This window comes from Thiobacillus sp., assembly GCF_018780105.1.
In the GTDB taxonomy this organism is placed as follows: Bacteria; Pseudomonadota; Gammaproteobacteria; order Burkholderiales; family Thiobacillaceae; genus Thiobacillus.
Map to the genome: position 1 here is coordinate 1 of NZ_JADMKC010000059.1, position 16289 is coordinate 16289.

General features: G+C 61.3%; 15 protein-coding genes. 2 read left to right on the plus strand and 13 right to left on the minus strand.

All coding sequences use genetic code 11. From position 1 onward, the window contains the following. Window positions 1–104: 104 nt before the first annotated feature. Window positions 105–1310: a succinyldiaminopimelate transaminase gene (dapC, locus tag IV098_RS15765; protein WP_296890795.1), complete on the minus strand. Its 1206-nt coding sequence runs from the start codon at window positions 1308–1310 to the stop codon at window positions 105–107. Between the two features lie 51 nt (window positions 1311–1361). On the opposite strand from dapC, the gene IV098_RS15770 reads away from it, so the two are divergent. Both IV098_RS15770 and IV098_RS15775 read left to right on the plus strand, forming a co-directional pair. Beyond that, window positions 1362–2255 carry a DMT family transporter gene (locus IV098_RS15770; RefSeq protein WP_296890797.1) on the plus strand — a complete coding sequence of 298 codons (894 nt, stop codon included), beginning with the start codon at window positions 1362–1364 and terminating at the stop codon, window positions 2253–2255. Further along, entirely contained in the window at window positions 2248–2640 is a 393-nt protein-coding gene (locus IV098_RS15775; protein ID WP_296890799.1) for a VOC family protein, read from the plus strand. The genes IV098_RS15770 and IV098_RS15775 overlap by 8 nt, the downstream gene beginning before the upstream one ends. A 338-nt stretch (window positions 2641–2978) precedes the next feature. Here the strand turns inward: IV098_RS15775 and IV098_RS15780 are convergent, their stop codons facing one another. From IV098_RS15780 to IV098_RS15835, 12 genes are all read right to left on the minus strand, one after another. After that, window positions 2979–3695, minus strand: coding sequence for a hypothetical protein (locus tag IV098_RS15780; protein ID WP_296890801.1), 717 nt, complete (start codon window positions 3693–3695; stop codon window positions 2979–2981). Window positions 3696–3765: 70 nt separating this feature from the next. After that, window positions 3766–4446, minus strand: coding sequence for a hypothetical protein (locus IV098_RS15785; RefSeq protein WP_296890803.1), 681 nt, complete (start codon window positions 4444–4446; stop codon window positions 3766–3768). A 3-nt stretch (window positions 4447–4449) separates the two neighbouring features. Beyond that, a complete protein-coding gene (locus tag IV098_RS15790) occupies window positions 4450–5076 on the minus strand; it encodes a hypothetical protein (protein ID WP_296890805.1) in 627 nt (208 codons plus the stop codon). A 132-nt stretch (window positions 5077–5208) separates the two neighbouring features. Next, entirely contained in the window at window positions 5209–5700 is a 492-nt protein-coding gene (locus tag IV098_RS15795; protein ID WP_296890807.1) for a cupin domain-containing protein, read from the minus strand. A gap of 53 nt (window positions 5701–5753) precedes the next feature. Next, window positions 5754–7763, minus strand: coding sequence for a C1 family peptidase (locus IV098_RS15800; protein ID WP_296890809.1), 2010 nt, complete (start codon window positions 7761–7763; stop codon window positions 5754–5756). Between the two features lie 208 nt (window positions 7764–7971). Next, window positions 7972–9885, minus strand: coding sequence for an alpha-amylase family glycosyl hydrolase (locus IV098_RS15805; RefSeq protein WP_296890811.1), 1914 nt, complete (start codon window positions 9883–9885; stop codon window positions 7972–7974). A 199-nt stretch (window positions 9886–10084) separates the two neighbouring features. Then, entirely contained in the window at window positions 10085–11749 is a 1665-nt protein-coding gene (locus tag IV098_RS15810; protein WP_296890813.1) for a patatin-like phospholipase family protein, read from the minus strand. Window positions 11750–11788: 39 nt separating this feature from the next. After that, window positions 11789–12391, minus strand: coding sequence for a DUF1353 domain-containing protein (locus IV098_RS15815; RefSeq protein WP_296890815.1), 603 nt, complete (start codon window positions 12389–12391; stop codon window positions 11789–11791). A gap of 28 nt (window positions 12392–12419) precedes the next feature. Beyond that, on the minus strand, window positions 12420–12836 hold the full coding sequence (locus IV098_RS15820; protein WP_296890817.1) for a hypothetical protein: 417 nt from the start codon (window positions 12834–12836) through the stop codon (window positions 12420–12422). Continuing rightward, window positions 12833–14131 carry a hypothetical protein gene (locus IV098_RS15825; RefSeq protein WP_296890819.1) on the minus strand — a complete coding sequence of 433 codons (1299 nt, stop codon included), beginning with the start codon at window positions 14129–14131 and terminating at the stop codon, window positions 12833–12835. The genes IV098_RS15820 and IV098_RS15825 overlap by 4 nt, the downstream gene beginning before the upstream one ends. A gap of 63 nt (window positions 14132–14194) precedes the next feature. Further along, window positions 14195–15097 (minus strand): endonuclease/exonuclease/phosphatase family protein, encoded by a 903-nt coding sequence (locus IV098_RS15830; protein ID WP_296890821.1) that lies wholly within the window; start codon window positions 15095–15097, stop codon window positions 14195–14197. 39 nt (window positions 15098–15136) lie between these two features. Next, window positions 15137–16099, minus strand: coding sequence for a hypothetical protein (locus tag IV098_RS15835; RefSeq protein WP_296890822.1), 963 nt, complete (start codon window positions 16097–16099; stop codon window positions 15137–15139). Between the last annotated feature and the right edge of the window lie 190 nt (window positions 16100–16289).

Below are 16289 nucleotides of genomic sequence, written 5' to 3' on the forward strand. Positions count from 1 at the left end.
GGGTTCGACGTTGCGCGGGGTGATGTCGGCGCGGCGCTCGAAGGCTTCTTCGATGATTTTTTGCAGATCGTGCATGGTGGCTTCCTTGAAAATTAAGTGAGGGGTCAGGCGTGTGGGGTAAGGGATTTGGCGTGAGTTGCGATGCGCTGTGCGGCCTCGACGCAGGCGGCGAGGCTGTCGACCAGCGCGATGCGGACGAAGCCCTTGCCGGGATTGACGCCGGAAGCATCGCGCGCGAGAAAGCTGCCGGGCAGCACGGTGACGTGCTGTTGTTCAAACAACCCGCGCGCAAACGCGGCATCGTCGCCGCCCGGCACACGCGCCCACAGGTAGAAGGCAGCGTCGGGCGCGTCGAATTGCAGCACGGGTTTGAGAATCGGCATGACGGCAGCGAATTTCTCGGCGTACTGGCGGCGGTTCTCGATCACGTGCGCTTCGTCGTTCCAGGCCGCCACGCTGGCCGCCTGCACTGCCGGGCTCATCGCGCTGCCGTGATAGGTGCGGTAGAGCAGGAATTTTTTCATGATGTCGGCGTCGCCCGCCACCATGCCGGAGCGCAGACCGGGCACATTGGAACGCTTCGACAGCGAGTTGAACACGATCAGGTTTTTCAGACCGCGGCCGAGCTGCTGCGCAGCGGTGAGCGCGCCCAAGGGCGCTTCACCCTCGCGGAAATAGATTTCCGAGTAGCACTCGTCGGCTGCGATGACGAAACCATGCTGGTCGGACAGCTCGAACAGTTCCTTCCAGTCGGCCAGCGACATCACCTTGCCGGTGGGGTTGCCGGGCGAACAGACGTAAACCAGATTGACCTGCTCCCACAAATCCTCCGGCACCCGCGACCAGTCCATCCTGAAGTCATTTTCCGGCAGGGTGTTGAGAAAGAAGGGGCGGGCGCCGGCGAGCAGGGCGGCGCCTTCGTAGATCTGGTAGAACGGATTCGGCGAAATCACCACGCGGCGCCCGTGGCGGCTGGAATCGACGCTGGCCTGGGCGAAGGCAAACAGGGCCTCGCGCGAGCCGTTGACTGGCAGCACCTCGGTCGCCGGGTCGAGTTTGACGCCGTAGCGTCGCCCGGCCCACGCGGCGATCGCCTCGCGCAGCGCATCCGAGCCCTGAGTGATGGGATAATTCGCCAGCCCGCCGAGACCGGCGACCAGCGCCTCCTTGATGAAGGCGGGCGTCGGATGCTTGGGCTCGCCAATCGACAGATTGATGGGTGAGAGATCGGGATTCGGCGTCACCCCGGCGAACAGTTCGCGCAGTTTCTGAAACGGATACGGGTGGAGCTGATCGAGACGCGGATTCATTGAATGGGCTGGAAACAGAGCAGTTTGCAAACCGAGACATTATAAAGCCCCATGCCCACTCATCGCTTCTTTGCCGTTGCCAGCCTGGTCTACGCCGCCACCCTGTGGGGGCTGGTCTGGTACCCCTATCGCCTGTTGCACGAGTCGGGCGTCGGCGGCATCGCCTCGGGTTTCTTCTCCTACGCCATTCCGCTCCTGCTGGTGGGCTGGCTGCATGGTCGCGCCCTGTTGCGGGCGCGCGGACAGTGGGCATGGCTGGCGGCGATGGGTCTGGCTGCAGGCTGGACCAACCTGGCCTACGTGCTGGCGGTGCTGGAAGGCGAGGTGGTGCGGGTGCTGCTGCTGTTCTATTTGTCGCCCTTATGGACCGTGCTGTTCTCGCGCCTGTTGCTGCATGAAAAGCTCAACCGTGCGGGCTGGGCGGTGATGGCGCTGGCGGCCGGCGGGGCGCTGGCGATGCTGTGGCAACCCGGCGAATGGCCGCTGCCGGCCAATCGTGCCGAATGGCTGGCGCTGTCGGCCGGCGTGGCGTTCGCCGCGAGCAATGTCATCAGCCGCCATCTCGACGGCGTGGCCGAGGGCGCCAAGGCCGTCACCGTATGGGCGGGGGTGGTGGTCCTCACAGTGGTCGGGCTGCTGCTCAGACCCGCCGAACTGGATTTCATGGCTGCGGCAGAAGCGCAGACCTGGCTGCTGCTGATCGCCGTGGCGCTGGCGATCGGCAGCATGACCTACGCGGTGCAATACGGCCTCGCGCGCGTACCGGCCAACCAGGCCATCGTGATTTTCCTGTCCGAGTTGGTCGTCGCCGCCATCGCCGCGTATTTCCTGTCGGCCGAGCGGATGGGCGTGCAGGAATGGATTGGCGCCGCCATGATCATCACCGCCAGCCTGTTTTCCGGGCACATGGAAGACGATCAGTCAAAGGAGAAACGCGATGCCTGAGCTGCCCCCAATCCAGATCGCTGCGTTGTTGCACGCCGGCCTGCTCGTATCCGATCTGGCACGTGCGAAAACCTTCTACGAATCGGTGCTGGGGCTGACACGCTATCCGAACCGTCCCGACTTGCCGTATCCCGGCGAGTGGTACGAACTCGCCGGCGGTCAGCAGTTGCACCTGATGCAGCTGGCCAATCCCGATGCGGCTTCAATTCGCCCCGAGCACGGCGGGCGCGACCGCCACATCGCGTTGGCGGTGAAAAGTATGGATGCGCTGAAAAGCCGGCTCGACTCGGCGGGCGTCAAATACACCGCCAGCAAATCGGGGCGTGCGGCGTTGTTCTGCCGTGATCCGGATGCGAATACCCTGGAGTTTGTCGAGCTTGGCTGATCAACAGGCCGTGCTGATATTTCATCAGGTACGGACGTTCAGGCTTGACTGACAGACAGTGCATGTTCAGGTCGTGCTTCTCTGGCAGGAACCGGCCAGGAGTCGTCCTTCGTGAATGCCGCAGAGCAGCCATTCGACTGACTGTTCCACACTGAAACCTGCCGAACAGGCTACGCGTGCAACTCGGCCTGAGCAGACACTGATGGAAGTTATCTTTTCAGCCCGCTACCGACCCTAAGTGGAAATTGGACGTTCTGAAAGCAGACCTTCAACGCCGTCGTATCGGGTGAGCAGCTTGCTGCACGTCCCATTGAGCGAAGCGAACGATGTTGGCCTTGTTAGCGCCTCGCCTTTTCCATGGCCATAACTTTGGCTGTAAGGGCATTCAACTCTTCAACTTCTTCCTTATGCTCGACATCCAACAACTCATCAAGCCACCCATAAAACGAGACGAGGTTATTGTGGTAACTGGCGACCAATTGGCTCAAGCGGAGCACTTTCTCCTGCGAGCGCAAAAAATCTTTACTCGCGCTCGACCATTTCTTCCACTTCAGCAGTTCTTCGACTTTGAGTAGCACCTGAATTCTTGGGGGCTCCCTTGTATCAAGGTTAAACGATTCACGGATGGAGGATTTTGGTAATCCCGCGTGCAGAAAATAGTTGCGAAAATCTTTGATCAGCACTGTCGGCACATGACCCGAAAACACTTCCTGTACTTTGTCTGAATATGCTGAACCGATTCTGTCATCCGAGTGTCGGTGTTTGATGTAACTACGAGTATGGGACGCCAACGACTCTGCTGCTGCCAAGTAATTATGAAGATGGCGGTGAAGCTCAGAAAACAGCTCAGATCGCTTTTTCTCATCAACCTCAGGGCGCAGATATGTTCCCGGATTCTCGATAAAACTGAGTAAGCCCGAAAGCTGCTTGAAGTTCCCGCCATATATTTTCAAGCTGTTGTCGTGTACTCGACGGCTCTCGATGTATTGGAACCCAGGATGTTTTTCGACTTGCTGCCTAAGAGCCTGATACTCTTGATACTTCTCTTGGTTCATCGCTGACTTTTCGCGCTAACGTTTGAATTCACCGGACTGTCGCGGATTGCCGCGACGGTGGGATGAATTGTTAGGCATTGCTCGCGCCATCATCGAGTCGCCCCCTAAGAAATTTGCCAGTAACTCCCTTTAGCTCGCTTCTGTTAAAGAGCTTGCCTTGGAACTGGAAATCCCGATCAATGCGAACGATGAGCAACTGCTCAAAGTTTCCTTGGCTTTTGACGAGCACACGGTCGTTGGATTTCTCCGGTGAGATGGTCTTTACTTCAACGAGCTTACCGGCAATTGTGCCGTCAGAGCCGGGGGTACGGGTTCCATGACGGCGAAGTCCGAACTTGATCTCAGCATAAATCTCTCCGAGCTCACCCCAGACCTGCAAGTACCTGCCTGTGTTCTCAAAGTGGCGTGCCGCGCAATCAACGAGATCTTGGAATATCTGTGCTTGCTCAAGGACGCTGAAGGGAAATCCATCTCTGCTCTGAAAGGGATCATATGGCTCAACTGAGTAGGCATCATCTTCTGGCTCATCTTCAAGTTGAGAGTTGATCCACTCCCTGCCTATTTGTTCCCACTCCCAAGGCGCAGCGCCACAGCCGGCGGCATCGGCTATTTCTTCCGGACTATAGCCACGCTCGTTCATTTCATAAAGAAAATCCCAATCGCCCATGGCTTTTCCTTGTCTAACGTTTAAGCTGTGCGGCGCAAAGAAGCGCAGCGTAGTTGGCATCCGAACAAGCGCCTTGTTAGCCATTTGCTATGCGCCAACCATGTGCGCCTTGAGCACTGTGACCACCCCAGCACCAGCAGCTTTAGCAGCTCCTTCAGCAAATTTTAGTGCAACACCCTTAAAAGCTTTAACTCTCTCCTCAGCAGTCTTCCTCTTTTTTGCCGCCTCATAACCAGTTTTCAAGTTTTCTAATTCAACTTTGTCAAAGACTGTTTCTAGAACCTGAAACAGACCCGCTGATGATACTTTTACTATTTCGGTATTAAATGAGTAATCAAATATGTGTTGATGTATTTTCAACTGGCCTTGTAACCAATTTTTCGCAAGTGAGTCTTCGATAATTAGACATATCTTTTCACCGTCAGGCTCTATGCTTGCTTTGCTTAACGCGGCCAACAAACGGCCCATGGCTTGGTCTTCTATTCTTCCGCCAAACTTTAGGGCGGCGTCATACCTTAATTTCTTGATCTTCGCGACAGGTGTTTTAAGACGTTCGCTTACAGTTTGATTGCTATAAATAGCTAATGGGCCAGAACCATTGGGCCCATATGTATCTAGCAAATACATAACCAGAGCATCAACGTCCGATTTTGGCATTGATCCAAGACCAAACTTCAAATAATTCTCAAGAAATACTTTTTCAAAATCATTCATGCTTGTGACTTCCTTTTCGATGGTTAACAGTTATTAGCCAGACCGGTCGGTCCGTATTATTAAAATTCAATGTCTGACACATGCTCAGATAAGCCTGAATTTTTACCCATCAGGCTGATGTTTTTTAGGGTGCTACTTCGCTGCGTTCCCGCCGGTATTCACAACCGGCACCGCGTCTAACGGCGACTCGAACGCAATGAAGAGGACACACGGGTCGCTGCTGGCGCAGAAGCCATCGTGGGTTCGTTTGGCCGGGCCATATCCATAGGTTCCCGGCTTGAGGATGGCCGTCTTCTGCCCGTCATAGGTGACATGAAGCTCGCCGGCAACCAGCACCATGCGCTCTGCGGAGGTATGCCAATGCAGTGGGATGGTCGACTTGGCGGGCACTTTGAAGAACACGTCGAGGTTGTCTTGTGCCGGGTCGCCGTGAAGAATGGCGATCGCACATCCTTTGGGTAAGAACGCTGGGCAAGGCCCCCACTTGAGCTGCGCATCATCGAAAGTCTGCGTCAGCGCCGGCTCGGGCATCGGCATTTGTGCGAGGGCGGCGGGGCCGGCCAAGCCCAACGACAGTAACATGACCGCCGGGTATGACCGGTGAATGAGGGTGTGGATATTCATGATGCATGTCTCCTTGGGGTTGAACGCAGCGCGCGGCACGCGGCTGCGGGGGCTCAGTAACTCAGGTCGCGCGATGTGAATAGCCGTTTCGGCGCGCCGTCGAGCACGCGCACCAGTACCGAATTCATCGTCGCGCAGTCGTTGTCGAAGCCGCCGTGGCTGTGGCTGACGGATGCGCCTTGCTGGATGGCGGCGTCCGCTTTGGCGGAGTCGATCGGAATGCCCTCGGACACGACCAGCGCCGGCCGGCCGTCGACGCTGCCGCTGAACAATTTGGCGAGTTGCCTGTCGGCGTCGATGAAGGCCTTCATGCCGAGTATGGGTACTTCTCGCGTGCCCTCGAAGGCATTCGACACCAGATACAGCAGCGACTTTCCATACGGGCCGACGCTGTCTCCGCGCTCCAGCTTGTCGGACAGCACGTACAGGCTGGGCAGTGGCGTCTGACCCGCTTCCAGGCCGGCCAGCAGCAGCTTCTTGAAGTCGTCGGTGCGGATCGCGGGCGCCATGAACTGCACGCTTTTCAGCGGAATGCCCAGGCCGGCCAGCAGTTTCATGGCGTGCGCGGCGAAGATGCTGCCCGCCGAATGGCCGACGATGTGCAATTCCCAACCGGACTTGTCGTGGCTTGTCAGTTTTTGCTTGGCCAGCTCGACATGTTGCGCGACGAGCTGGATCGCGCCTTGCTGATGCGGGTGGTCCGACGCGAGCTGGGCGTTCTCCTTCATCTCGCCCCATAGCCGGCTGCCGGACCGGGCCAGCGTGAGTTCGAGCACGCGGTCCCTTGCTTCGGTCAGGTTCTCCAGAAAACCGCCGCCAGCGAGCTTGTCGGCTTCGGTGAACAGGTCCTTGAACAGCCCGGCGACGCTGGACAGGAAGTCGCTCTCCCACATGATGTGCAGCGGGTAGATTTCATTGTCCAGCATGACGTCGCGCATGGCGACGATGCGCTTGGCCGAGGCCGATTCGGAATTGAGTCCGCCGTGCAGATAGAGCAGGATGCGGCGCTTTTTCCAGTTGCGGGTTTGCGCGGGAATGGTTTCGCAGAACAGGCGTTCGATGTCGGACGGTGTGGTCCAGTACTCGCCGGAATCCGACAACTCGCCGTTGTTGGCGACGTCGATGACGTAGGGCCGGATGTCGGCCAGCGGGATGCTGCGGCTGGCACGTTGCAGGCCGGCGGTGTCGATCGATTTGTCTTCCGCCCACAGGTCCATCGTCACCGGCACGCCGAGTTGCGCCACCCAGACGTCGGTGGCGTGCATCAGGAAATCCTCGTAGGGCAGAAAGGCGAAGCCATCCTTGCCCCAGTCCGGTCCCCAGGAATTCTGGATCACGAAACCCTGTGGGGTGTAGCCGACGATGGCAATGGCGTGGCCGCCGTCTGCGCTGCCGCTGCGCCTGATGACCGGAAACCGGTACGGCGCCTTGCGCCCTTCGACATGCACGTCCACCGTATGCCCCTTGTCCGCGCCCGGCCGCGCCCAGCCGGAATGAACCATCAGCGTGGCGTAGAGAATGCCGGTCTCGTTGAGCGCGGTGTGCATGTCGCGCACGTTGTAGGGACGGATGCGGTAATACGCGCCGCCCGGCGCCAGCTTTGCCTCGGCGATCACCTGGTCGGTCATGTGCTGGATGCCTTGCTGCGTGTATGTCCATGAGCTTTCGGCGCAGACACCGTGCTTGGCCCAGGCCTTGATCGCACCGCGCGCCGACGAGCCGTCGTAATCCTGGCCCGGCCATTCGTCGTAGCGCCGCGCCAGTTCGTAGAGCATGCGCGGGCTGACTCGCGCGCTGTGCCCCTGCAGGGTGCGCAGAAGATTCACCACTGCCGCCAGCGCAAAGCCGGTGCAGGCGCCTTCCTGCCCCTGATTGAGAATCTGCGAACGCGGGATCAGCGGACACGCCAGATAGGCATCAGGCAGCGAAATCAGCGCCGGCTGGTAATACCAGTCGCGCAGGTCGATGCGGTCGGGGAAAGCGTCGAGTCGCTGGTTGGCGGCTTTCTCGGCGCTGGCTTTGAGCGGTCGGTCGGGTGGGGCGGATGCGGTCTTTTTGGTCATGCGGGCTCCTTTGCTGTTTCAATATTTGCCATCCCACACCCGGCGCGCGATGAAGGAATCGATACCGGAATAAATTGGGCCTGGGGTCGCCTGGCGACATGTCTGGAACCGATGCGGAGAAGAGGGTGCAGGTTCGTTGTGCATATCGTCAGGTGAGGATGGGCATGCGCCCCGCGCTGCTCGACGCCATGGCAAGACGGGAATGCCGCTAACCATAGACCACGAATCCGCCCGCCGGCACGCTGATGTGCACGGCCCGGCCGTTGTGCGGTTCGATCTCAACCGTTTTGTCGATCTGCGCTGCATCGGTGGAATAAAGGCAGGTCAGGGTGCCCGGTGCGTCGTGCAGCGCCGCGTCGATGGTCACCCACGCGGCGCGCGGCTGGTGCGCGTCGGTGTTGATGGCGCACAGCACTTCCTGTTCGTCGAACAGGCGTGACCAGGGCACCACCGAGCGTATCTGCCCACCGATCATGTGCGGCAGGCCGAAACTGCCCGGCGCGCCGGTCCCGGAAATCTCGCGCAGATATTGGCGGCCGCGGCGCAGGGCCAGGTAGCGGTCGCGCAGGGCGCAGACCTCGGCGACGAAGCGGTAGATTTCGTGGTCTTCGTCGAAGAAGTGCCGGCCCGTGCTTTGCAGGCTGCCGAAGCGGCCGCCGAACAGGCATTCGCGCAGGAAGCGGTCGTTGTCGCCGGCGCCGTCGAAGCCCTGCTCGCTGCCGTAGTAGAGGCAGCTGATGCCCATGGAGCACAGGTTCAGGCCCAGCACGGCCTTCAGATGCGCGTAGCCGTCGTTCGCCTTGTCGCCGCAAAAGCGCGCCTTGCTGTTGCCCCGGCGCACCTGGTCGTGGTCGTCGAACATGGTCACCACGTGGCGGCCGAACCAGACATGGGAGGACTTGCGCTCTTGGGCGGAGTTGCGGAACAGGTCAAAGTAGTCGGTCGGCTCGCGCCAGCCCTTGGCCAGAAAATCCAGCTTGTCCGGCACGTCGTCGATGCCAAGGGCGGCGTCGAGGCCGGTCAGTTCCAGCGTCTCCCAGGCATGGCCGCGGCCGCCGGTGATCTCGCCCAGCAGAAAGAAGTTCTCCTTGCCCAGGGTCTGGGCGAATTCCTTGAGCACCGATACGAAATAGCGCGTCGCGCCGGGCTCCATATGTTTCACTGTGTCGACGCGGAAGCCGTCGACGTCGGTCAGCGCCAGCCAGTATTTGTACACCCCGCCCAGATGGCGCAGGGCGGCAGAGGGGTGGAAGTTGTCCACCAGACGCCGGCCCTCGGCGTCGCGGTCGTGGTAGCCCAGCTGGATGTTCTTCAGCGTGACGAAATCGCCGTCGTACAACTCAGGGTCGTGGTCCCAGTTGTCGATGCGCCCCTGCGCGGTGAAGTGTTCCGCCGCCTGCATCTCGGCCGGCCAGACCGCGTCGTTCGGCCAGGCATGCGGGTGGCCGGCCGGATCGACCGGGCCGAAGGGAATGTTCGCCTCGCCGAAGGCGTTGCGCCAACCGGCCACAGCGTAGGGCCGTCCGTCCCAGCGCGGGTCCATGCGGCCGTCTGCTCCGGCGTAGCGGTCGGCGTGATAGCCGAACACGTCGCCGGCGTGGTTGATGATGATGTCCAGGATCACCCGGATGCCGTGCGCGTGCGCGGTCTGCACCAGGTCGATCAAATCCTGCCGACAGCCGAAATGCGGATCGACGTCGAGGAAATTCTGGATGCCGTAGCCGTGGTAGGCATGGATGTCGGACTCCACCTGCTTGAACACAGGACTCACCCACAGAGCCGATACGCCCAGGCGCTTGAGGTAACCGATCTTGCTTTGCAGCCCCTTCAGCGTGCCGCCCAGCCACTGGTTGCCGGCATCGGCCCAGGCAGCGCGGTCGGCCTGGTAGGCATCGTCGGAAAAACGGAACGGGGGCGTGGCGCCGGCCGCCACCGGATTGCCGCCGTTGTCGCGATAGCCCCGCTCGTGGCCGTCCGAGAAGCGGTCGAGCATCAGGAAATAGAACACCTCGTCCTCCCACGTCGCCGGCGACGGGGTGAAGGGTTTGGCCAAAAGCGCGGTCCAGTCGATGTCGGCGAGACGGCGTTCGAGTTGGTCGTGCGTGGTGTTGTCGAAGGGCATGATGAGTAACCTTTGTGTGTGTTCTGATCTTGCTAGGTCCGCAAACGTTTGCGATTCCCCGTGCGCGCCTCACAAAGGCCGGGGGGGCTGATAAGGTCCCGACTCGCCAGGTGCGTTGCATCGATTAGACGCAGGTTGATGAAGCCCTCGCGGGCTGTCGGTGTGCGCGAGTCGACGAAGTCGCCTAGGGAGGCCAAAGTCATTCCCCGTAATACAAACCGAATGCGCGGAGCGCGCCGAGCACTTTTTCCTCGGCCTTGTCGAGCAGGTCTTTGCGCTTGCGCCACAGGAAGAATTTGAGGCCTTGCCGGGCGAACCAGCGTCCCTGGGTGAATTGCGCAGCGAGGCGTTCGGAGATGGCATCGTAACGGCGGCCGATGCGATCGCGCAGGGCGGCGAGTCGCCTGTCGGTGTAACGCGGCCAGACGGGCTGGGCCGGCTGTTCGGCGGCGCTGCCCAGGAGCGGAATCAGCGGCAGGAAGTTCTTTCCGCCGTCCTCGATGCGATGCGTTGGGCGTTGCGCATCGTCCCAGCTTGTCGCGAACAGCGGGTGGGTTTCGGCAAGATTGAAGTGGCGTTTGAGAAAAGCCCAGCAGTTGCGCCGACCGAGCAGGTAATCGTGCACGCGGAAATCGCGCGACAGGAAGCCGGAAAACCCGCCCAGCGCGCCGCAGGCGATGGGATAGGGCGCGACCGAGCCGTCTTCCAGCTTGCGCGAGGGCGCGACGAGAAAGCGGCTGAAGACATCTGGATTTTGCGCGAGCAGCAGTTCGTCCGGCTTGAAACGCGACTGGTTTTTCATGGCATTGAACATCTTGAAGAAGACGCTCAGCAGATCTTCCTTCGCCTCGTATTTCGACACGTCGAGATCGGCGCCGGGAAAAGGATCGATCATCACCAGGGCCCGCGTGGTTTTATCGGCTTCGCGCGGCGTGGAACACTCGCCGTTCAGCATGATGCGACGGGCGATGTCGAAAGGCTCGTTGTTCATGACGCCGCCGTCCACGCACACTGCCGCGTAGGCGTCGCCGCCGAGATCGGCCGGCCAGCTTGGCGGGATGGCGCGCATATGGTGCGTATAGCGGCAGCCACCGTCGGCGGCCTCGCCGGCTTCGGGGATTTCCCAGCGCCGCTGCGCGTAGTGGGTGCGGGAAAACGCGAGCGTGCGCGGCGCCAGTCCCACCGGAAACGCGCCGGTGGCGAGCGCGGCCACCTCCAGCGTCTTCCAGTTGGCGGTCTGCTGTTTGGCCCAGTCCAGCCACAGCGCGTCGGGGCACTCGCAGCCCGTATCCGACACCACGAAATGCATGTAATCGGCGTGCGCGTACATTTCGTGACCGCCGCGATAGGCCTCGCCCGGAAATGGCACGTTGTAGGGCACGCCGCGCAGGTTCGAGGCGGTGGTGACCAGATGCAATTGCGGCGATACGAAAGCGCGTCGCGTGCCGCCACCGAACGCGAGCGCGTCGCCGGCGATGGCGTCGAGCACGCTGGAATCGAGCAGCGAGCGCAGCGGGCCGTCGTTGCCCTGCAGGTCGCGCGCGCCCAGCAGGGGAGCGATGTCGATGCGCTCGACCCAGCTGTCGAACAGCTTGTTCTGCGGCGGTGCGCGTTCCGGATCGCGCACAGGATGATGCTCGACCGCAAGCGCGCCGGCCGCCATGGCCGCCGTCATGCCGCCCGCCGAGGTGCCTGCGATGACTTTGAGCTGAACCGCATGCCGTGGCGCCGATGGATCGTTCGCGTCCTTCAGTCGCTGCCACTCGTCGAGCGCCTCGATCAGAAAATCGATCACACCGGCGGTATAGGCACCGGCAGATACCGCACCGGCCATCACCAGGCCGATTTCAAATGGTTTTTCCATGGTTTCCCTTTGTTGAAAGATACTGCCGCGCGACGTGGATCAGGTTTTACCCTCCCACACCCGGCGCGCGATGAAGGAATCGATGCCGGAGTAAATCAGGTCGAACACCAGCCGGTTCGATTCGCACAGTCCCGATTCCATCAGCGTCTTCACGCCTTCCATCATGATGTCGCGCACCTCCTCGAAACTTTTTTCGCTGGTGCCGGCATGGTGGCTGTCGAACAGCCAGTCGTGCACCAGGAAAGCCGGCGCGTAGGCCCACGGCGACAGATCCTTGACGAACCACAGCGCGCGCGGAATCGAGCCGCCGTCGGTGAACATCTTGCCGGGTTCGATGATTTCGCCCGAGCTGCGGATGAAACGGAAGTGCGGGGTGTGCGGTTCCATGCGGAAGATGTCCGGCTTCACCCATACCAGATACGGCTCGCCTTCGAACCTGCCGGTCGGAAAGTCGGGATAGAACTTGCGCTCGGGTTCGCCCCACGCCGCCATCGCAGGGCCGGCTTTACCACCGGCCGGTTTTTTCTTCGCCGGCTTGTTGGCCTTGGCCAGTTCGGCTGCGATCTTTGCCGGCGTCAGCGAAAACTTGGCGTCGATCTGTTTGCGCTCGGTTGCAGTCAGTGCAACAACTTTTTTGGGCATGTTTGAATCCTTTCGGGGGGGGTAAGGGTTATTTGTCCTGCCGCACGAAGAACGCGCCCATCACGCCGGTGGCCAGGCCCTGCACGGCGGCCAGCCACAGCCGCGAGATCGTGAGCAGTTCGGGCAGCGGTTTTCCGGTGAGGGGAAAGAACAGCAGCGGCAGCAGCAACAGCAGCACGTAGAGCAGCGATAGCCAGTACGCGAGCCGGTAGAGGAAGGGGTCGATGCGCGTATCCGATTGGGTCTGGCGATGGGCGTAGACCAGCACGCCGATGATCAGCGACAGATTGGGCACGATGGCGGGCAGGAACCAGTCCCACAGGCCGGTCGGATCGGCATCCGCGGAGAAGAAGCTGATGAAGAGCAGCACGACGAAGCACACCCCCGCGCCGGCGAACCAGACGACTGCGAGGCGCTTGCGCGCGGTGTGCATGGTGAGATTCACGGCTGCGGCTCCAGTGCTTTCAGGATGCCGGCAGCGCGCAGATGCTGCTTGGCGCTGAAAGCGCCGGGACGCTTAGCCGCCGCGCCCAGGCTGGATATCCTGAATTCGTAGACCAGCGCGGTGCAGACGGTGTCCTTGCCATAGGCCTGGGCGGCAAGCGCGGCGGGCAGGGCGGTGGCGCCTTTTTCCACCCAGGCCATGGCCTCGCCGGGCGTGGCGGCTTTGCCGCTGGTGGTGAAGGGGGTGGGCGTGAAGGCGAACGCGATGACGCGGAAGCTATCGCCGTTCTTGCCCAGCAGCGCCTTGATGTAGGCATCGAGATTGAACGGAATCACCGGCGGCACTTCCGTGGACCAGCGCTGTTCGGCTGCGGGGGCGGCGTCGGGCGCGATGCGTTCGATCTGTGTGACGATGGCGAAGCCGTCCGGCACGGCGTAATAGCTGAGCTGCGTGTAGCCATTGGCGGCGAGCGCCTGTTCCATGCGCGCTGCGACGCTGCCGTTGGTGGGACTGGTCTGCCCCGCTACAAGCAGGCCGCGATCCAGTTTCAGCCGGGTCGAGAAGGGCGGGGGCGGCCAGGGAAATTCCGGCAGCCTGAAGCTGAATGACATCGTGGCCGTTTCCCGCGGTGCGGGTGCCGGCGCCGGCATGGCTCCAGGCGCGGGTTTGCTCATCTTCGGCAAAGCCATGGGGGCAGGGGGGCTCGCCGCCGGCTTGGCAGCGGACCAGACTTCCGCATGCCTGGGCCCGCCGCCATTGGCTGCAGCCGGCGGCATCAGGCGTCGCGTGTACGCCAGGCTGTTGTCGCGCGCGGTTTGCGCGCGCACCTCGGGTAGCACGCAGACATGATCCTCCGGACGCGCTTCGCGCCACACGAAGCCGGGTTTGCAGGTATCGGGGCCATAGGCGCCGCCTTGCGGTTCACGGCGCATGGCATCAAGCTTATTGTCCGCGGCCGTCTGGTTGCGCACCTCGGGCGCGACGCAGACGTGATCGCCCGGATAGGCCTCGCGCCAGACATAGCCTTCGACACAGGTATCGGAGCCAGACGAGTACGCGAAAGACGCGAACAACACAGTCAGTAACCCCAGTAGCAGGACGAGGCCGATGAACTCCGGCATGCGTGCGGCACATCGGTTGCAGGGTTTGCCGATTTCACACTGTTGAATGGTCATGCTTCGCGCTCCGTTGGCATTGTCGACGTGGCGAAAGGCCAGCACATCGTCTGCAGCCTGATTGCCGACGGCGCTGATCGCTTCGAGCATGATGTTGTTCCATTCCACGATCAGATTCATTGTGTTATCTCCTCCAGATGTTGCGGTGGGCTGCCCAAGCCTGCAGATGCACCTGCATCTATCTCAGATCAGTGTGATGTCCATATAAAGCGGCGCATGGTCCGATGCCTTGGGCTCGTTGTCGCCGACGCCGTCGAGCCGCTCCTCAGTCACCTGCTGCGCGCGCCAGGGCAGGCCGAGGCGCATGACGCCCGGCATGCCCGGGTTGGCCTGGGCGAGGCCTTTCGACAGCAGCAGGTAATCAAGCTGGCTGTAGGCGTTGCCGCCGGCGTAGTAATGCGTCCAGCGCTCCTTTTCGGGCAGGCGCGTCAACACGTTTGCGAGTCCCTTGTGATCGAGCAGGGCGCCCAAAGCGGTCTTGCCTTCGGGGTAATCGTTGAGGTCGCCCAGCACCACGAAGTTGCCCTTGTAGCCGGACTTCTTCCAGCGCGCGTCGACAATGGCGGCGACGCGCTCGGCCTGTTCCAGGCGTCTTGCGCGGGTGGTTTCACGGCCTCCCATCATTGACTTGAGATGGTTGGCGTACAGCGTGAGCGTCTTGCCGCCGATGTCGAGTTCGATTTCCAGACAGTCGCGCGAAAACAGGAAAGCGGTGCCTTTCTTGTTGCGTTCCTCGCGGTGCGAGCGCAATGAAACGATGGGGTAGCGCGATAGCACCGCGACGTCGATCTGGCGCGGGTCGAAGCAGTCGATCACCGCGCGGTGGGCGTATTTCAGGCCGCCGAGGTAATAGGAATTGAAGCGGTCGAGCACCGGCAGGCTTTCCACTTCCTGCAGGCAGATCACGTCGGCGTTGACCTTGCGGATTGCCTTGGCGGTGATCTTTTTCGATTCGTCGTCGTGGATGCGGAAGGCGGTGTCGTTGATTGTGAAGCCGTCATCCGCCGTGGGCTGGAAGCCGTCCTTGAAACGGTAACGGGCGAACAGGTTTTCGGCGTTGAAGGTGGCGAGGCGCAGGCTGGGCATGGAGTGTCTTTCTCTGAAGGTTTGGAGGCAGTCGCGAGGCTACGGGGTAGTCAATTCAAGGCGATAGGCGCCGGTGGCGGGGTCTTTGAGGTTGCCGACCGTCAATACGTAGTTTCCGCCGTGGGTCAGGGTTTGCACGCCGGGGTCGCCGCAGGCGAGGCATTGGTCGAACACTTTCTGTTCGTCCGGACCGGTCAATTGCCAGTTGATGTAGCTCATGCCTTTGCCAACCTCCAGTACGCGGAAATACACGCGCTGTCCGGCGGCGGCACCAAAGACATAAACGTCGCTGCCGCCGGGCATTTCGATCATGCCTGCGCCGCGTCCTGGCACGCCGTCGGCGATGCGGCTGTTCGTCTGGATGGCGAACCGGTCTGTTGCGGGCACGTTAGTCAAACGAAGCTTGTAGGCGCCGGTGGCGGGATCTTTCGGGTTGCCGACCGTCAACACGTAGTCTCCGCCACGGGTCAGGGTTTGCACGCCGGGGTCGCCGCAGCCCATACATTGGTCGAACACGTTCTGTTCGTCCGGGCCGGTCAATCGCCATTTGATGTAGCTCATGCTTTTACCGAATTCCAGTACGCGGAAATACACACGCTGGTTTGGCGCGGCGGAAAATCGGTAAACATCCTCCGCGCCGGGCGATTCGATCATGCCCGCGCCGGGTTCTGGCACCCCTTCGGAAAGCGTGTTGCCGATTGAGATAGCGAACGCACCCTTGGTCGCTGGTGCGGCGTCGCGCGTCGGTACGACGGAAGTTGAAGGCGGGTTCGCCGTGCTGGAATGGGTGTCCTGGGCGGCTTGTGAAATCGGGGGAGGCGCTTCATGTGCGATGGAACTCGGCGCCGTGTCTTGCGATGGCGGCTTATCCCGCTGCCCGATAAACCCTGTCTGATACAAGGCGGCGACAAGCCCGGTCAGCGCAGTGATGAGCGCCGCCAGCTGGGTAAGGATGCCCGGCAGCGTGACCCACCAGTTTTTGTGTTCTGTGGCTTCAGCCATTGTGTGCTGTCCTGGTCATAAATTCGGGTCGTTTCGCGGCAGGCGAATCAGAGGGTTTTCAGGTATTCCAGCAAGTCGGTTTTGTCGCTGGCCGGCAAGCTCGTGCCGAAGGGATGGCCGCCGTTGCCGTTGCCGCGCAGGCGGGTGTCGAGTGGCGTGCCCGCGCGTTCGGCCTCGGGGCCCTGGACGA